17 protein-coding genes are annotated in these 16,454 nt (G+C 63.5%); 7 read left to right on the forward strand and 10 right to left on the reverse strand.

Annotated features, from left to right (window positions below; translation table 11 throughout):
- Positions 1-5 precede the first annotated feature (5 nt).
- Entirely contained in the window at positions 6-2,084 is a 2,079-nt protein-coding gene (locus CK221_RS06580; protein WP_095777149.1) for a bifunctional diguanylate cyclase/phosphodiesterase, read from the reverse strand.
- On the reverse strand, positions 2,045-2,545 hold the full coding sequence (locus tag CK221_RS06585; protein WP_067002450.1) for a molybdopterin-dependent oxidoreductase: 501 nt from the start codon (positions 2,543-2,545) through the stop codon (positions 2,045-2,047). Before CK221_RS06585 ends, CK221_RS06580 begins: the two co-directional genes overlap by 40 nt.
- 230 nt (positions 2,546-2,775) lie before the next feature.
- Between CK221_RS06585 and CK221_RS06590 the strand changes: the two genes are divergently transcribed.
- The 7 genes from CK221_RS06590 (at position 2,776) to CK221_RS06620 (ending at position 9,206) form a co-directional block, all read left to right on the forward strand.
- Positions 2,776-3,441, forward strand: coding sequence for an XRE family transcriptional regulator (locus CK221_RS06590; RefSeq protein ID WP_095777362.1), 666 nt, complete (start codon positions 2,776-2,778; stop codon positions 3,439-3,441).
- 37 nt (positions 3,442-3,478) lie between these two features.
- On the forward strand, positions 3,479-4,555 hold the full coding sequence (locus tag CK221_RS06595; RefSeq protein WP_067326018.1) for an extracellular solute-binding protein: 1,077 nt from the start codon (positions 3,479-3,481) through the stop codon (positions 4,553-4,555).
- Between the two features lie 19 nt (positions 4,556-4,574).
- A complete protein-coding gene (locus CK221_RS06600) occupies positions 4,575-5,444 on the forward strand; it encodes an ABC transporter permease (protein WP_095777150.1) in 870 nt (289 codons plus the stop codon).
- Positions 5,444-6,241, forward strand: a complete 798-nt coding sequence (locus CK221_RS06605) for an ABC transporter permease (protein WP_067002444.1) — start codon at positions 5,444-5,446, stop codon at positions 6,239-6,241. The genes CK221_RS06600 and CK221_RS06605 overlap by 1 nt, the downstream gene beginning before the upstream one ends.
- Complete coding sequence (locus tag CK221_RS06610) at positions 6,238-7,347, forward strand: ABC transporter ATP-binding protein (protein ID WP_095777151.1); 1,110 nt, start codon at positions 6,238-6,240, stop codon at positions 7,345-7,347. The genes CK221_RS06605 and CK221_RS06610 overlap by 4 nt, the downstream gene beginning before the upstream one ends.
- A gap of 31 nt (positions 7,348-7,378) precedes the next feature.
- Positions 7,379-8,764 (forward strand): FAD-binding oxidoreductase, encoded by a 1,386-nt coding sequence (locus CK221_RS06615; protein ID WP_095777152.1) that lies wholly within the window; start codon positions 7,379-7,381, stop codon positions 8,762-8,764.
- Positions 8,765-8,849: 85 nt separating this feature from the next.
- A complete protein-coding gene (locus CK221_RS06620) occupies positions 8,850-9,206 on the forward strand; it encodes a cupin domain-containing protein (RefSeq protein ID WP_067002437.1) in 357 nt (118 codons plus the stop codon).
- A 34-nt stretch (positions 9,207-9,240) separates the two neighbouring features.
- On the opposite strand, the gene CK221_RS06625 is transcribed toward CK221_RS06620, so the two are convergent.
- The 8 genes from CK221_RS06625 to CK221_RS06660 form a co-directional block, all read right to left on the reverse strand.
- Complete coding sequence (locus CK221_RS06625; RefSeq protein WP_095777153.1) at positions 9,241-10,884, reverse strand: MFS transporter; 1,644 nt, start codon at positions 10,882-10,884, stop codon at positions 9,241-9,243.
- Positions 10,885-11,081: 197 nt separating this feature from the next.
- On the reverse strand, positions 11,082-11,348 hold the full coding sequence (gene fliQ, locus CK221_RS06630; protein WP_027165133.1) for a flagellar biosynthesis protein FliQ: 267 nt from the start codon (positions 11,346-11,348) through the stop codon (positions 11,082-11,084).
- A gap of 21 nt (positions 11,349-11,369) precedes the next feature.
- Entirely contained in the window at positions 11,370-11,780 is a 411-nt protein-coding gene (gene flgD / locus CK221_RS06635; RefSeq protein ID WP_067326039.1) for a flagellar hook assembly protein FlgD, read from the reverse strand.
- A 2-nt stretch (positions 11,781-11,782) separates the two neighbouring features.
- Positions 11,783-12,220, reverse strand: coding sequence for a flagellar biosynthesis repressor FlbT (gene flbT / locus CK221_RS06640; RefSeq protein ID WP_095777154.1), 438 nt, complete (start codon positions 12,218-12,220; stop codon positions 11,783-11,785).
- Positions 12,217-12,564, reverse strand: a complete 348-nt coding sequence (gene flaF / locus CK221_RS06645) for a flagellar biosynthesis regulator FlaF (RefSeq protein ID WP_067002429.1) — start codon at positions 12,562-12,564, stop codon at positions 12,217-12,219. The genes flbT and flaF overlap by 4 nt, the downstream gene beginning before the upstream one ends.
- Before the next feature lie 31 nt (positions 12,565-12,595).
- Positions 12,596-13,645 (reverse strand): flagellar hook-associated family protein, encoded by a 1,050-nt coding sequence (locus CK221_RS06650; protein WP_095777155.1) that lies wholly within the window; start codon positions 13,643-13,645, stop codon positions 12,596-12,598.
- Between the two features lie 3 nt (positions 13,646-13,648).
- Positions 13,649-15,103 (reverse strand): flagellar hook-associated protein FlgK, encoded by a 1,455-nt coding sequence (gene flgK / locus CK221_RS06655; RefSeq protein WP_095777156.1) that lies wholly within the window; start codon positions 15,101-15,103, stop codon positions 13,649-13,651.
- 32 nt (positions 15,104-15,135) lie between these two features.
- Positions 15,136-16,392 carry a flagellar hook protein FlgE gene (locus CK221_RS06660; RefSeq protein ID WP_095777157.1) on the reverse strand — a complete coding sequence of 419 codons (1,257 nt, stop codon included), beginning with the start codon at positions 16,390-16,392 and terminating at the stop codon, positions 15,136-15,138.
- Between the last annotated feature and the right edge of the window lie 62 nt (positions 16,393-16,454).

Below are 16,454 nucleotides of genomic sequence, written 5' to 3' on the forward strand. Positions count from 1 at the left end.
CTGATTTAATCGGCGGTCTTGCGGCCCTGCTTGGCGACTTTCCGCAGCATGGATGGGCTCAAGCGAAGAGACTCGGCCCGAACTTTTCCATCTGTTTTGCCACCCTGCCTTGCGACGAGATAGTTGGTCATCAATCTTGCCTCAACAGGCTCCGACATAAAGAACCCTTGTGCGCCGTGACAGTGTTCGTGGATCAGGAAGTCGAGTTGGGCTTCGTTCTCCACCCCTTCCGCGACAACGGTCAGACTTAGCGAATTGGCCAGCGCGATGATGCCTCGGACCACGTTCTGTTTCTTCGTGGAGGAAGCCAGATCGCTGAGGAACGAGCGATCGATCTTCAATTGGTTCAAGTCGAAATCGGCAAGGTATCCGAAGCTCGCATAACCTGACCCAAAATCGTCGAGTGCCAGGCTCACTCCGAGGTTTCTAATCTTGCCGATACTCTCCAGGGCATTGCGGCTGTTCTGGATGAATATCCCTTCAGTGATCTCCAACTGCAGACGCGATGGCAGCAACCCCGTTTGCCGCAGCGTCTCGGTGAGATGCGTCAGATAGGCATCGGTCTGGAGGCTTCTTCCGGAGACGTTGACCGAGCAGATGAACTCCTCGGTGGAAATAGGCATCCATCGGGCGGCTTGCTCGCAAGCCTTGCCCAGAACCATCTTGTCGAGTTCCAGGATCAGCTCACTTCGTTCCGCGATCGGAATGAACGATGCCGGCGCACGAACCGCTCCCGAGACCGGGTCGTGCCAGCGGACCAGCGCCTCGGCCCCGATCATGCGGCCGGTCGCCAGCTCGAACTGGGATTGCCAGACCAGGAAGAACTCGTCGCAATTGAGGGCCCGCTTGATGGCCGCTTCTTCACCGAGCTGCATGTCGATTTGACTGAGGATCGCGGGCGAAAACGTCACGAAACCGGACCGCCCTTCAGCCTTTGCCGTGTAGAGAGCGCTATCGGCACTGTGCAGCAACGTGGAAATGTCGGAACCGTGCTGAGGGAAACAAGCCATGCCGATGCTGGCGCCAATGCGCACCTGATGGCCATCCAACTCTGCGAACCTGTTCAGCCGTTCGCGCAGACGTTGCCCCAAATCGTCATGATCATTCCGATCGGCAATAGCCATGATGGCGAATTCGTCTCCGCCCAATCGCACGGCGGCTACGTCGCCGGGCCGCTCGACCGACTGAAGGACCTCGGCAACCGCCTTCAGCAGCAGATCGCCGACGTGATGGCCGAAGGTGTCGTTCACGCTCTTGAAATGGTCGAGATCGATCAGAAGCAGCTGAAGCTGCTTACCGGTCTCCCTCGCCCGGTCCAGCATGGCGTCCCTGTTGGCTGCCATCCAGGCGCGATTCTTCAGTCCGGTGGTCGCGTCGCGCCAGGCGAGAAATTCCAGCTTCTTTATCGTTTCCCGGCGCCCGATGAACAGAACCGCCGTCCCGATTGCCAGCAGCGACAGGATTGTCAGAGCAAAGGCTATCTGATAGTTGAACCGATTCAGGCTGACTTCCGACGCATAGAGATCGGCGTTAACGCCCTCGCCGTATTTGTAGTACTCGTCGTTCATCCGGCCAACGATCTGCTCGAGCTCCAGACCCAGTTCCTTCAAGCGCTGCTGATCGAACGGGAGTCCCGCCGCGATTACGGCGTCAAGCCGCGTTACCGCGTCGTTCACGCGCGGCACGATACCTGCATATGCGGGAATTGCGCTGATCGTTTCGCCGCCGTCGATCCGCTTGAAGCGGATGTAAACCAGGTCGTTTGCAGCGGCCAGATGATCTAGGCTCGCCTGAGAGTTGGGCGCGACCTCAGCGAGCGAGATCATATCCCTCAGGTGGGTCACGTCGCGTATGGCGATATGGAATTCGCGGATGGCGAAGAACCCGAACCGGGGCAGCGAAGACTCGATCTTGCTGATACTGACAAACAGCATGACGATGAGGATCGCGGAACCGACCGCCGCTAGCCCTATGGCACCGCCATAGGTAAGCGGAATTCGCCAGCCTCTCAGTCGAGATCCCACCATGGAGGCCTGCCAGCCGATCAGTTGTCGGACTCGATCGTCTTGATCAGCCAAATCCATCGCGGTTTGCGGATCGGCGTGTCGAAGGCGGGATAGTCCTTGAGAGGATAGACCAAGCGGGTCGGACCTTGTGTTCGTCGGGTGAGCAACTCCCCGTCCTGGCGCGTCGCGAGAAGCAGAGGACCTTCCGTCCAATCCTCGTGCGGAATCACCTGCACGTAATCGTCCGCGGCCCTTAGAGTGACGGAATCCCTATCCGCCAATCCCACGGACTTGAGCACGTCTCGGAACAGGACACCTTCAAACGTCAATTGCCCTTGCTCGAAAGGACTTGTGGTGATGACCTTATAGAGGCCGAGCTTTTCCAACTGCCGCAGCGTGAGCGGGATCTGCTTGCCGTCCTTTTGAACGGTGAAAGCTACGGAGTCCGGCGGCTCCGGATAGCTGGCCGGTTCCAACGCCCCTGCAGTCAGAGTGCCGATCGCCAAGACAGCCAGCATCAGCAGGCTGCGCATGAGCATCAACGGTCCGTTTCTTAGCCAGGATGACATATCGCGATCCCTTCCCGCTCAGCTGACCGACAATGGCCCTTGCTGTACGACATCTTGCCGGCCGACATTCGATACTGCCGTTGAATGCTTAATTTTTTGGTCGGCTTCCGTTTCGAGTCATGGGACAGCGGAAATGGCATCCGCCCCTATTGCCAGCTGTACAGTGGTACTGTACAAGGTGTTAAGTGGAGGAAAACGGGATGCGCGAGGCTTCGGAGGACGGCCAGGCTCCGGCGGCGAACGGTGCCGGCACGGCTGCAGCTCATGCGCAGCAGGTGCTGGGCGTGCGGCTCAAGGCCCTGCGCCTCGCTCGCCGCCTGTCATTGCGTGACCTCGCGGAAGCGACCGGGACCAGCGCCAGCTTCATCAGCCAGCTTGAACGCGGGCTGACCGGCGCCAGTACTGCCTCGCTCAACCAGATGGCTTCGGCGTTGGGCGTGAGCGTCGCGATGCTGTTCGAGGAAAGCGCGACACAGAACCATGGCGTGCTCCGGCGCAGCGAGCGGCCAAGTCTTCCGCCCAGCAACGGCTGCCGTAAGATGCTGCTTTCCCGCCCGCCGCTGAGCGACATGGAGGTCTATGTCGGCGAGTTCGATATCGGCGGCTCGACCGGCTCCGCGCTTTACACGCATGGCGACGCGCAGGAGATGCTGATCGTCCTTCGCGGTGTCGTCGAGGTCTCTCTTGGCGACGCCCGCCACGTCCTCGAAGAAGGCGACAGCATCGAATACGCGACATCGACACCACATCGCAGCGAGAACATCGGCAGTGGCCGGGCCGAGGTGATGTGGATCATCGCACCGCCGACCTCGGCACGCGCCGAACTCGATCAATACAAGCCCTGGAAACCGCTCGCGGCCAGGTAGTCCGATTAAACGCGGGCATAATGGGAGAGTCAGAGTTATGTTGAAGTCGAAACTTGCAGGTCTTGGCGCCGTGCTGGCGCTCGGAATGCTGACAACCACCGCTTTCGCACAGGAAAAGCCTGTCGCGGGCGAGGTGAAGGAAGGCTCGCTCAAGGGCAAGACCCTGACCTTCGTCTCCTATGGCGGCATCTATCAGGATGGCCAGGTGGCGGCGCTGAAGGAGTTCGTCGAGAAGTCCGGCGTCAAGCTGCTCAATGACGGGCCGACCGAGATCGCCAAGCTGCAGGCCCAGGTCGAATCCGGCAACGTCACCTGGGACGTGGTCGATACCGGCGATCTGCCGCCTTACGTCCATTGCGGAAAGCTGTTCCAGAAGCTCGATCTCTCGAAGCTCGACGTCTCGAAGATACCCGAAGGACAGGTCGGCGAGTGCTCGGTTCCGGCGATGAACTACGGCGTCGTGCTGATGTACAATAAGGAGAAGTACAAAGATAACCCGCCCAAGAACTGGGCCGACTTCTTCGACACCGAAAAATTCCCCGGCGTGCGCGCCCTGGACGGATCCGGCGATCCGACCGGTGGCCTGCTCGAACAGGCCTTCAAGGTGGCGGGCGGCGATCCGAAGGCGATGACTGCTGCCGACATCGACAAAGCCATCGACGTGATTCGCAAGCTCGGCCCGGACACGATCTACTGGAAGACGGGCGCTGAATCGCAGCAGCTCGCGGAGTCCGGCGAAGCCGACATGCTGATGATGTGGACCGGCCGCGCCATGACGGCGGTCAAGAACGGCGCCAAATACGCGCCCGCCTGGCAGGACTGGCTGGTGGTGATGGACCAGATGACGATCCCCGTCGGCGTCAAGGATACGGATGCCGCCTATGCGCTGCTGAATGCCTATCTCGGCAAGCAGGCGCAGGAGATTCTCACGCAGCAGACCTCCTACACGCCGATCAACAACGATGCGAAGCCGAAGGTTGACGAGTCGGTCGCAGCTTTCCTGACCAACACGCCCGAGCGCCAGAAGCAAGGCTACAAGCAGAACATCAAGTTCTGGGTCGAGAACTTCCCGGTGGCGCAGGAGAAGTGGTCCGCGCTGATGGCCGGCAACTGAGCTGACGGAGGCAAGGCCCGTGAGCGCGCTCGAACCGACGATCCAGACTGCCGAAAAGCGGGCAGGATGGACCTGGCGACCGTTCGCGCTCACGCTGCCGGCACTGGTTCTGCTCGCAGCTGTGATCGGCTATCCGCTGCTCACCATCGTGCTGCGCAGCCTCTCGGAGCCGGAATGGGGCGTGCAGAACTATGCCTGGTTCTTTGGCGCGCCCGTCAATCTCGCGGTGCTCCAGCGCACCTTCACCATCTCGGCATGGGTGACGCTGGTCTGCGGGGTTTGCGCTTATCCTTATGCTTACCTCATGACCGCGGTGGGGCCGCGCGTGCGGCTCGTCCTGGTTCTCTGCGTGCTGATCCCATTCTGGGTGAGTGGCGTGGTGCGCACACTCTCCTGGGTGATCCTGCTGCAGGATTCCGGCGTCATCAACTCGCTGCTCAGATCAGCCGGCTTCGCGGGCGTCCGGCTGATCCGCACCCAGACGGGCGTGGTGATCGGCATGGCGCAGGTGCTTTTGCCCTTCATGATCCTGCCGCTCTATTCGGTGATGAAAGGCATCGACCTCAGGCTGGTGCAGGCGGCGCGAAGCCTTGGCGCCCGGCCGTCCCGCGCTTTCTTCACAGTCTACCTGCCGCTGTCGCTGCCGGGCGTCTATGCCGGCGCAATCATCGTCTTCATCCTGGCGCTGGGCTTCTACATCACGCCGGCACTGCTCGGCGGGCCGCGCTCGACGATGCTGTCGACACTGGTGCAGACCCAGGTGCTCAGCCTGCTGCAATGGGGACGCGGCGGCGCGATGGGCGTGGTGCTGCTGGTCACGACCTTCCTGTTGCTGGCGCTTGCAGCGCCGGTGATGCGGTCGCGGCACCGGGAAGCGGGGCGGCGCTGATGGAAATGAAGACGCTCACCCGTGTCGTTCTCGGCCTTGTCAGCCTGCTGGTGGCGATCTGGCTGGTGGCGCCGACGCTGGTCGTCGTGCCGATGTCGTTCAACGGCAACAAGTCGCTCTCTTTCCCACCGCAAGGCTTCTCCTGGCAGTGGTACGAGAATTTCGTCACGAATCCAGAATGGTCGACCAGCTTCCTCAATTCCCTGAAGGTCGCCTCGATCGTGGCGGTGCTGGCAACGGTGCTCGGCACGCTGGCCGCCTTCGGCCTCGACCGTATGAAGGCGCGGCCTGCCAATCTGCTGCGGATGCTGATGCTGACGCCGATGGTTGTGCCGGGCGTGGTGCTGGCCATCGGCATCTATGCCGTCTATCTCGATGCGCGACTCGTCGGCACGCTGCCCGGCTTCGTGCTCGCCCACACCATCCTGGCGCTGCCCTTCGTGCTGATCGCCGTCTCGGCCAATCTCGAAGTGTTCGACAAGCGGCTGGAGACGGCTGCGGCGAGCCTCGGCGCCGGCGCGCTCACCACGTTCCGGACGGTGACGCTGCCGCTGATCCTGCCCGGCATCCTGTCGGGCCTGCTGTTCGCCTTCGCGACGTCCTTCGACGAGATCATCGTCTCGCTGTTCATCACCAACCCCTATCTCAAGACGCTGCCGGTGCAGATCTTCTCTTCGATCACGCGCGACGCCGACCCGACGGTCGCGGCCGTCGGCACGATCCTTTTGTGCGCCACGACCATCCTGATCGGCGGCGGCATGCTTCTTCTTGGCCGCGAGCGGAAGGGACGCTTATGAACCCAAGACCGGACAATCGCGGCGCGGCGATCGACCTCGAATCCGTCACCAAGGCCTATGGCGCGTTCAAGGCGCTGGACGGCGTGTCGCTCAGGATCGAGCCCGGCGAGTTCATGACGCTGCTTGGGCCGAGCGGCTCCGGCAAGACGACGACGCTCAATGTGATCGCCGGCTTCACGGATGTGTCGAGCGGCAAGCTGCTGGTCGGAGGACAAAGCGTCGTCGGCGTGCCGGCGCACAAGCGCAACATCGGCGTCGTCTTCCAGCACTACGCACTGTTCCCGCATATGACGGTAGGCCGCAACGTCGCCTATCCACTGACGCTGCGCGGCGTTGGGCAGGACGATCGGAAGCGGCGCGTGGCCAAGGCGCTCGACATGGTCAAGATGGGCGACTTCGCGCATCGCTATCCGAGCGAATTGTCGGGCGGCCAGCAGCAGCGCGTGGCGCTGGCGCGGGCCATCGTCTTCGACCCGCCGCTGCTCCTCATGGACGAGCCGCTCGGCGCGCTCGACAAGAAGCTGCGCGAATGGCTGCAACTCGAGATCAAGCGCATCCATCGCGAGCTCGGTACCACCTTCGTCTATGTCACGCACGACCAGGAGGAGGCATTGGTGCTGTCGGACCGCATCGCCGTGTTCAACCGTGGCCGGATCGAGCAGGTCGGCACCGGACGGCAGCTCTATGACGAGCCGGCAACGCTGTTCGTCGGCCGCTTCATCGGCGACTCCACGGTGCTGCGCGGCGAAGCCAGAAGTGACGGCACCGGCACTGCGCTGACCATCGCCGGCGAGACGGTCGCCGCGCCGCGCCGGCTTGCCGGAGAAGCCAGCCCGGTGATGCTGCTGCGGCCCGAGAAACTTGCCATTCGCCGGCCGGGGCAAGCCGACGGCAGGAACCGCCTGGCGGGAACGATCGCCGAGGCGATCTATCTTGGCTCGGGATCGAAATACGAAGTGAAGCTCGGCGACGGCTCCACCGCGATCGTGCGGTCGCCGCTGACTGGCGAGAATTTCGCCCTCGGCGAGAAGGTCGAGCTTTGCTTCGACGGCGCTGACGCCAAGCTTCTGCCCGACGACAGCACGGCAGACACGACGCTCACCTGATCCCTCTCTCCGGTCTCCTGGAAGCCATCCCATGCAAGTCAAGCGCAACGGCGACATCTCGTTCTGGTATGCGGATCTGGGCGCGGTCCCAAGCCCGCGTCCGCCCTTGCCCGGCGACATCGAAGCCGATGTTGCGATCGTCGGCGCCGGCTACACCGGGCTCTGGACCGCCTATTATCTGAAGAAGGCGAAGCCCTCGCTTCGCATAGTCCTGCTCGAACGCGAATTCGCCGGCTTCGGTGCCTCGGGGCGCAATGGCGGCTGGCTTTCGGGCGGCTTTGGCTGGTCGCGCGAAAAATATCTGAAGACCTCGACTCGGCAAGGCGTGACCGCCATGCAAAAGGCGATGGCCGGCTGCGTCGACGAGGTGATCCGGGTGGCGGCGGCCGAAGACATCGACGCCGACATCCGCCGCGTCGACAATCTGACGGTCGCCACCAATGCCGCACAGCTCCAACGTGTGCGCGAGGCGTGCGAGACGACCCGCTCCTGGGACGCCGACCCCGAGCGCATCGAATTGCTCGACGCTGCAGCCACACGCGCGCGCATCAATATCGCGAATGTCATGGGCAGCTTCGTCATCCACGGCCAGGCGCGGGTGCAGCCGGCCAAGCTGGTGCGCGGGCTGGCGGAAGCGGTCGAGCGGCTCGGCGTGCCGATCTACGAAAAGACCACCGTGACCTCGATCGCCAAGGGCAGGGTGGCCACCGACCGTGGCACGGTGCGGGCCGAAACGATAATTCGCGCGACGGAGGGGTTCACGGCCGGCATTCCCGGGGAAGAGCGGACATGGCTGGCGCTCAACAGCGCGCAGATCGTGACCGAGCCGCTGCCACAAGAACTCTGGCGCGAGATCGGCTGGGACGGGCATGAGCTCCTCGGCAATGCGGCGCACGCCTATTGCTACGCCCAGCGCACGCGCGAGGGCCGTATCACCATGGGCGGTCGCGGCGTGCCCTACCGCTATGGCTCGCGCACCGACGTCGACGGCCGGACGCAGCAGGCGACAATCGACCAGCTGCACACGATCCTGACGACGCTGTTGCCGCAGACGGCCGGGTGCCGCATCGACCACGCCTGGTGCGGCGTGCTCGGCGTGCCGCGCGACTGGTGCACGACGGTGGGCCTCGACCCCAAAACGCGCATCGGCTGGGCCGGCGGTTATGTCGGGCTGGGCGTGTCGAGCTCCAACCTTTCGGGGCGCACGCTTGCCGATCTGATCCTCGGCAATGACACGGATCTTACGCGACTGCCCTGGGTCAACCGCAAGGTCAGACCCTGGGAGCCGGAACCGTTCCGCTGGCTCGGCGTCCACTCGATGTACCAGCTCTACCGCATCGCCGACCAACGCGAGGCCGCCGGGCTCAATTACACTTCGAAATTGGCCGCCCTGGCCGACAGCATCACAGGCCACTGAGACGGTTCGGCGTTTTGTTTTCGCGCAATTCCGGACGGAAAACCATTGCACTTTCCTGGAATTGCTTTTGACACTGGAGCCTATCTTGATCGACCTTTCGACCTTCCGCGACCTCGCCACGGCCGATATCGGCGTCTTTTCACCGAAGCCGACCTCGATCGAAGGCGATCAGGTCGAAGCGGTGCGCTCGTTCTTCCAATCGCCGGACGGGACCGTCGATATCGGCATCTGGGAATGCACGCCCGGCCGCTTCACCGCCGACCGCTCGGGTTCATCCGAGATCTGCCACATCATCTCCGGTCGCGTGGAAGTGAGCCGCGCCGACGGCGAGATGCGTGAGCTGGGGCCTGGCGATCTGCTCGTCCTGCCGAAGGGCTGGAAGGGCGAGTGGCTTATTCATGAGACGACGCGCAAGCTATATATGATCCACAGCGCTGGCTGATCGGAACTAGATATTCCGGGCCTCAAGACGCGGGTTAGTGATCGATCGGCCCCTTGGGTGAGACCAGCGCCGTGCCGGCGGTGGTCGGGCGTTCGATCATGCGGCGCACACGCGGCGGGTTCTCGCCGCTGTGCAGCGCGCGGATGCGCTCGCCGACAACGGCGTCGGCATGGGTGGCACGCCGGTTGTGGCGGATATACTCGACCCAGGTCGGCGTGTGGTAGTGCTCGATCCAGATGCCCGGATTTTCGAGATCGCGGGCGAGCGTCCAGTTGCGGGCGCCGTCGCGGCGGCGGATGCGGCCACGCTCGGCCATGGTTGCGAGGAATTCCGGCACGTCCTCCTCGCGAATGATATATTCGATCATGATGGCGATCGGGCCGCTGCGCGGCTTCAAATCGAGCGCCAGCATCGGCTCCTTGAACCGGTTGAGCGGATCGAGGTTGAGAGCGGTGTGCTGCGGCAGCGGCAGGATCAGGCCGATGGCGCCACCGACGAGCATGGTGACAGCGGCAACCATCAATGCAGTCTCCGCGCCATGGGCGTCGGCGACGACGCCCCAGATCCAGCTGCCCAGCGCGATGCCGCCGAAGGTTGCTGTCTGGTAGATCGACAGCACGCGCCCGACCACCCAGCGCGGCGTCGACATCTGCACCGTGACGTTGAAATGCGAGAGCGCGATCACCCAGCAGGCGCCGCCGATGAGCAGGCCCGCCGACGTCTGCCAGGCATTGTCGCTGACGGCGGCGTTGAAGGCGCAAAGCGCGAAACCGGCGAAGGCGGCGCGCACCATCGTTTCGCTGGAGAGCAATTGTCTGAGCCTGACGCTGATCAGCGCACCGCCGACCGCGCCTATACCGAAGGCACCGAGCATGATGCCGTAGGTCAGCGCGTCGCCCTTGATGACATCGCGCGCCACCAGGGGCAGCAGCGCCAGCACCGCGCCGGCGCTGAAGCCGAAGGCGAAGCCTCTCGCCAGCACCTTGCCGATGTTCGGCGACATGGCGACGTAGCGCAGGCCGGCTCCCATCGCGGCGCCGAGCGATTCCCGCGGCAGGGTCGGCGCGGGCACTTCCGGCTTCCAGCGGAACAGCACGACGATCAGGCCGATATAGCTGATGGCGTTGGCGGCGAAGGCCGCCGCCGCCCCCGCGGCGGCGACGATGATGCCGCCGATCGCCGGGCCGACGCTGCGCGTGATGTTGAAGCCCATTGAGTTGAGCGCGATCGCCGCCGGCACCTTGGCGCGCGGCACCATGTCGCCAACCGACGCCTGCCATGACGGGCTGTTCAGCGCCGTGCCGCTGTCGATCAGGAAGGTGAAGGCAAGCAGCGTCCACGGCGTCATCCAGCCGAACCAGGTGAATACGGTGAGCAGTGCCGAGACCACCAGCATGAAACTCTGCGCCACCAGCATGACCTTGCGGCGGTTGAAGCTGTCGGCAATGGCGCCGGCAACAAGCGCGAACAGCATGATCGGCAAGGTGGTCGAGGCCTGGACCAGCGCCACCTGGTAGGATGAGGTGGCGATCGTCGTCATCATCCAGGCGGCGCCCACGCCCTGGATCAAGCCGCCGAAATTCGACACAAGGCTCGCCGACCAGACGGCACGGAAGATGCCGTGCCGGAACGGCGCCAGCGCCGAGACGCGTTCGCTTTCCGGCTCGTCGTCGATCATGGTCGCTGTCCCGCCTTCATCTTGCTGTCTTGCGCTCGCCCGGCGCCATCATCGCGCGGGCGACTCGCCAAAGCATCCAGGTCCAACAACAAGAAGGCAAAGGCGAAAATGCGTCGGCGAAGCTTTAAGCCAAGCATCTTGCCGGTGTGGACCAAACTTTTGCCGGTCCGCTCGGGCGGGATGCCCGCGGCCGCAGGTCAGAAGCCGTGCTCGATGCGTTCGAAGATGACGTTGGTGAAGGCCGAGATCTGGCTGCCGATGAACGGGCCGGTCAGCGCCACGACCAGCATGATGGCGACGATCTTGGGCACGAAAGTGAGGGTGATTTCCTGAATCTGCGTCAGCGCCTGGATAAGCGCGATGCCGATACCGACGGCCATAGCCACGAGCACCACCGGCGCGGAGGCGGTAAGCACCGTCCACACCGCATATTGCACGATATCGAGGGCGTCGGCCTCGTTCATGGGCAGACCCTATGCGAAACTCTAGGCGGCCGGCTTGATCGATACGCCCGCGCCGACAGGGACCTCGGTGCCGTCCTGCAGCACTGCGATCAGGCCGCTGCTGGCGAGCTTCACCGAAGCCACGGTCCCTGTTGTCTTGCCGTCGGCGGCGGTGATCGAACGGCCGATCAGCGCGTCCGCCTGCGACAGCGCCGAGGATTGCATGATCTGGTCGAGCTTGCTGTTGGTCTGCACCGATTGCTCGACCTGCGAGAAGGTCGCGAGCTGGGCGACATATTCCGTCGAATCCATCGGCTTGGTCGGATCCTGGTTCTTCATCTCGGCGATCAGAAGCTTCAGGAACGACTGGTAGTCGACCGCCGTCTTCGAGGTCTGCTGGCTGCTGGCCTGGGTGGCGCCAACCGGGATCGTCGTTGTCATGTCCACGGCCATCTTTATGCTCCCACAGCCAGCGCGCGCGGCGCATCCGGAATGTCGTCATTGCCGCCAAGCGCCTGGCGCTCGAGCGGATAGAGCGCGCGGATCGCCTTCAGCGCCTCGTAGATATGATCCTCGCCGACCATGCGGTCGATCTGCTTCAGCGCGCTGCAGATTTCCTGGTTGTCAAAGCTTGCGATCAGCATCGGCAGCGAGCGGCGGAACATGTCGCGGGCCTCGGAGGCTCCCGGCGGGTTTATCAGCATGATCTGCACGATGAAATAGAGCTGCCTGAGCGGCGTCGAGGCCTGCTCGGCTTGGATGACGTGGCTTTCGAGCAGGAACTGAACGTCGTTCATCAGCTCGATCGTGACCTTGCGGTCGACCCGGACGACGGCGCCGTTGATGTAGATCTTCTCGTTCGGCTTCAGCGAGATCTTCAGCGTGTTGCTCATTGGATGCCGTCTCGGATGATCTGGGAGACCTCGATCAATCCTTCGAAATTGTTGGTGCGGCCCTGCCGGATGTCTTCCGTTTCGCGCAGCAGCCACAGGCCGATCGAGATCAGATTGGCGCGCAGTTCCTTGGGCAGCGCATTGTCGCTGGAGCCGAGATCCTCGACGAAGGTGGTCCAGATGCGGTTGGTGAAGTGCAGCGCCTCGACCGCCTCAATCGACTCCGGCCCAACGGAAGCAGCCGTGGACAACATGTCGATCGATCGGGTGAGCAACTGCCGCTCCCGGTCCTTGGCGTCGGCGACGGAGTCAGTCTGGATGTCGGCGTAGGAGAATTGATACATCGTCGGAGCTCTGGCGTTCCGGTGAGAGTGTTCAGGTGAGATAGTTCAACAGGCTCAGTTGCTGCAGTCGCGCGGTCAATGCGAAGGACGTTTCTATATGCTGCGTCAGGTCGGCCACGCGGGTGGCGGCCTCCGAGGGATCGACGCCTTCGAGGTCGATGATGTGCTTCTCGAACAGATCGACCTGGGTCTTCATGCGATCGCTGGCGTCGGACACGCGCTTCTGGGTGAGGCCGGCTTCGGACTGCACCTGGACGATGCCGCCGATGGCCTCGCCGGCCAGCTTTTGCGCGCGGCTGACGATCGTGTTCTGCCCGGCCTCGCTGATGTTGCCGGCAAAGAGCGTGCCGACCATGGCGGCCGCCATGGCGAGCTTGCGGATGCCTTGCTCGTTGGCGCTGACCGACGTCTGCGTGGTCTCGTTCAATGAAATGCGGCTGGTGATCTGGTCGTCGGTGGCGTTCGACCAGTTGGCCTGCCAGCCGGACCCCAGGAACTGCGGCTCGACCGCGGCGGTGATGAAGTCGTCCATCTGGGCGGCGGTGATGTTGGCGGCCGCCGGGTCGTTCTGGGTGAAGCCGAAATAGCTGGTGAAGGCGGCGTCGAACGCCGCCTTGGCGGGCGAGCCGGCGGCGCTGAAATCGTCGATCGGCTTGACGTCGGTGTTGGTCCCGGCAAACAGGTATTCGCCGTTGACGCTGGTGTTCAGGATGCCCGTCATCTGCTGCAGCGCCGTGGCGCCGGCGGTCTGGGTGATGCTGGTCGAGGAGTCGCCCGACACGGCGCTGGTCAGCGCCGTCAGCAGATCCTGCGCGACATCGGAGAGCTGACCCAGCGAATCCTGTGTCGAAGTCAGGCGTGCGGCGACCAGCGAGTTCGAATCGACGATGCCGTTCAACCGGTCGAGATCGCGCTGGAAGGTGACGGCCTGTGTCGTGCGCCCGCCGAGCGCCAGGCCGACATCCGCTACCTTGCCGGTCTGGGATTCCGTGGTCGCCTTGACGAGATCGGCCTGCATGCGCATCTGCTGATAGCGCAGGGCGTTGGAGATGGCGGCTGAGGAGACGGCTGTCGCTTTCATCGATTATCCCACCGCGCCCAACAAGGCGTCCAGCATGTCGTCGACGGTCTTCATCATGCGCGCCGACGCCTGATAGGTATGCTCGAGGTCGAGAAGCAGAGACATTTCCTGGTCGACATTGACGCCGGTATCGTTCGATAGCGCTTCGGCGGTGCGCGTGGACAGCGCTTCCTTCGCGTCGGCGTTGGTCGATGCCTGCTGGCGCACGCCTTCGAACCAGCCGATGGTGTTGGCCGCGTAATCCGAGACGCCGGAGCTGACCGTGATGCCGGCGGAGGTGTCGAATGCCATCGGCTGGTCGAGCCTGTTGCCGTAGGCGATCAGCAGGTCAGAATAGGAGGCGCCGCCGCCGGTGTTGGAAACATAGGCCGCGCCGTTGGCGCCGCCGTCACGCAGCAGCGCCGCGCTGCCGCCGGCGCTCGGGTCAAACGCGGCGTTGACGCTGATCGAGCCGGCGAGGCCGTCGACCAGGGTGCCGGCAGCGGGAACAGCCGGCGCGCCGGACCAGGTGAACAGGCCTGCGGCGTTGGGCTGAGACGGCGCGGTCTCGGCAAATGCCGTGATCAGGCCGCGCGCGATCTCGTCGAGCTGGCTCTGCATGGTCGCGGCAACGCCGTCGCGCAGCTTCAGCATGCCGGCAAGCTTGCCGTCGGCGCTGGTATTGTCGCCGGTGTCTGCAGAAAGCGGCACATTGTCGATATAGATCGTGTTGCCGGGCGTACCGGCGGTGTAGCCGGCCGAGGGCGTGAAGGTCACCGACCGCGGCACCGTCTCGAACAGCGTGGTGCCGTCCTTGGTGGTGATGACCATGTCGTTGTCGCCGCGCGTGAAGGTCGAGACCGGGACATATTCGGCGATCTTCTTGAGAAGCGCGTCGCGCTGGTCGAGCGCGTCCGACACATCCGTGCCGGAGCGTGTGCCGGCGATGACGGCCTTGTTGGCGTCCTGGAACTGGCTGAGCAGAGAGTTGAGGCCGTCGACCGCGGTGGCGATCTGGCCGTCGGTTTGGGTGCGGAAATCCTGGATCGCCGTGGTGCCGTCGTTCAGTGAGCTCACCACCTGCTTGGCTGCGTCGATGACGCTGGCGCCGAGATTCTGGTTCGACGGCGTGGTGGCGTAGAGCTGCAGCGCCTGCTGCAGATTGCCGATCGCGGTCGACGCAGACGACGCATTGTCGACTCCATTAACCGATAGGTCGAGCTGATCCATGCCGCTATAAAGCGCGCTCTGCCCGCTCCATGCCGACAGCGCGGAAAGGTTCTGCCGGAACAGAAGATCATTGGCGGCGCGCTGGATCTCTACCGATCGCGCGCCGGGCGCCGTGCTGGTGACGACGGCGACGCGACGGGCATAATCCGGGTTGGACGCGTCGGCCACATTGCGCGACACGACGCTGGTTTGCTTGGATGTGGCCAGGAGCGCCGACTGGGCGATGCTTAATGCGGTGGAAAGCGACATGCGGGTCTTTCACGGGCTGGCGCCCGATGGGGTTATCTCTTCAGGTTGACCAGGACGTCCATCAGGTCGGAACCGGTCTGGAAGACCTTCGAGTTGGCGGTGTAGCTGCGCTGCGCCGCAATCATGTTGGTCAGTTCCTCGGCGATATCGACATTGGAATTTTCGAGCGCGCCCGAGACGACCGAGCCAAGCTTCCCTTCATTGGCAAAGCCGATGCGAACAGCACCTGAGTCCGCGCTTTGCACATAGACGTTGCCCGGCATCGCGGTGAGGTTGTCGGGGCTCTGAACGTCGGCCAGCGGGATCTTGTAGAGCGGCTTGGTGGAGCCATCCTCGAATTGGGCGTAGATGACGCCGTCTTGGCTGATCTGGATCTTTTCGATCGTGCTCGGCGCATTGCCGTTGACGTTGGCGTCGGAGACCGTGAAGCCGGTTCCAAGCTGCGTCAGCTTGGAGAGGTCGAGGTTGAGAGTCGACCCGTTCGGCACCGTGAAGGACACGCCGGTGGTCGCGCCGGTGAGCTTGCCGGTGGTGGTGTCGAAGGTGAGATTGGCCGAACCCAGCGCGCCGCCCGCATAGGGGAACGACGTGCCGGCCGTGGCCTTCGACTGATCGAATACCGAAACCTGCCAGGTGCCGGTGCCGGCGTTGGTGAAGTAGACGTCGAGCAACACCTTGTTGCCGAGATTGTCGTAGGCGACCAGCGACGATTTCGACGTGTATTGTGACGAGGTGCTGTTGTCGGTGGGTAGGTTGCCGGCGGTGACAGCGGTGGCGCCAGCCGGCAGGTTGCCGGTGAATGTCCCTTCCGTGCTCGGCGTCGCCGTCATCTCCTGATCGGAAATCTGCACCGGCACGAGGCCTTCGAAGCCGTTGGCGGTCGCGGCCGGATCGCCATTGGCGTAGCTGTAGGCCATCAGCTGGTAGCCGGCGGCGTTGACGAGGCGTCCTTGAGCGTCCGGAACGAAGGCTCCGGCGCGGGTGAGATAGGGCGTTCCGCTCGGGTCCTGCACGACGAAGAAGCCGTCGCCATTGACGGCGAGGTCGGAGACCGAAGTGGTGTATTGCAGAACACCCTGCGAGCTGACGGCCGAACGGATCGTCGTTGTCACGCCCCCTGAATTATAGGCGCCGCCGGTGCTGGGCATGATCAGCGTCGAGAATTCAGCGGAGGAGCGCTTGTAGCCGGTGGTGTCGGAATTCGCGATGTTGTCGGCCACCGTGGACAAGCGGTTAGCCTGGGCGTTCATGCCGGAGACGCCGGTCCGCATCATTCCGTAGAGGCTCATCGATACATCTCCTCTGTGCCTTTCTGAGAGGCTACAAAACTAAGCCTCGTGTCTTGCGCGAG

Origin of the sequence: Mesorhizobium sp. WSM3868, from assembly GCF_002294785.1 — a bacterium.
GTDB lineage: Bacteria > Pseudomonadota > Alphaproteobacteria > Rhizobiales > Rhizobiaceae > Mesorhizobium.

What these genes read in the sequence shown, in the direction of transcription:
- CK221_RS06580 (WP_095777149.1), bottom strand. Translation starts at nt 2,084, where the DNA reads ATGGATTTGGCTGATCAAGACGATCGAGTCCGACAACTGATCGGCTGG.
- CK221_RS06585 (WP_067002450.1), bottom strand. Translation starts at nt 2,545, where the DNA reads ATGCTCATGCGCAGCCTGCTGATGCTGGCTGTCTTGGCGATCGGCACT.
- CK221_RS06590 (WP_095777362.1), top strand. Translation starts at nt 2,776, where the DNA reads ATGCGCGAGGCTTCGGAGGACGGCCAGGCTCCGGCGGCGAACGGTGCC.
- CK221_RS06595 (WP_067326018.1), top strand. Translation starts at nt 3,479, where the DNA reads ATGTTGAAGTCGAAACTTGCAGGTCTTGGCGCCGTGCTGGCGCTCGGA.
- CK221_RS06605 (WP_067002444.1), top strand. Translation starts at nt 5,444, where the DNA reads ATGGAAATGAAGACGCTCACCCGTGTCGTTCTCGGCCTTGTCAGCCTG.
- CK221_RS06610 (WP_095777151.1), top strand. Translation starts at nt 6,238, where the DNA reads ATGAACCCAAGACCGGACAATCGCGGCGCGGCGATCGACCTCGAATCC.
- CK221_RS06615 (WP_095777152.1), top strand. Translation starts at nt 7,379, where the DNA reads ATGCAAGTCAAGCGCAACGGCGACATCTCGTTCTGGTATGCGGATCTG.
- CK221_RS06625 (WP_095777153.1), bottom strand. Translation starts at nt 10,884, where the DNA reads ATGATCGACGACGAGCCGGAAAGCGAACGCGTCTCGGCGCTGGCGCCG.
- fliQ (WP_027165133.1), bottom strand. Translation starts at nt 11,348, where the DNA reads ATGAACGAGGCCGACGCCCTCGATATCGTGCAATATGCGGTGTGGACG.
- flgD (WP_067326039.1), bottom strand. Translation starts at nt 11,780, where the DNA reads ATGGCCGTGGACATGACAACGACGATCCCGGTTGGCGCCACCCAGGCC.
- flbT (WP_095777154.1), bottom strand. Translation starts at nt 12,220, where the DNA reads ATGAGCAACACGCTGAAGATCTCGCTGAAGCCGAACGAGAAGATCTAC.
- flaF (WP_067002429.1), bottom strand. Translation starts at nt 12,564, where the DNA reads ATGTATCAATTCTCCTACGCCGACATCCAGACTGACTCCGTCGCCGAC.
- CK221_RS06650 (WP_095777155.1), bottom strand. Translation starts at nt 13,645, where the DNA reads ATGAAAGCGACAGCCGTCTCCTCAGCCGCCATCTCCAACGCCCTGCGC.
- flgK (WP_095777156.1), bottom strand. Translation starts at nt 15,103, where the DNA reads ATGTCGCTTTCCACCGCATTAAGCATCGCCCAGTCGGCGCTCCTGGCC.
- CK221_RS06660 (WP_095777157.1), bottom strand. Translation starts at nt 16,392, where the DNA reads ATGAGCCTCTACGGAATGATGCGGACCGGCGTCTCCGGCATGAACGCC.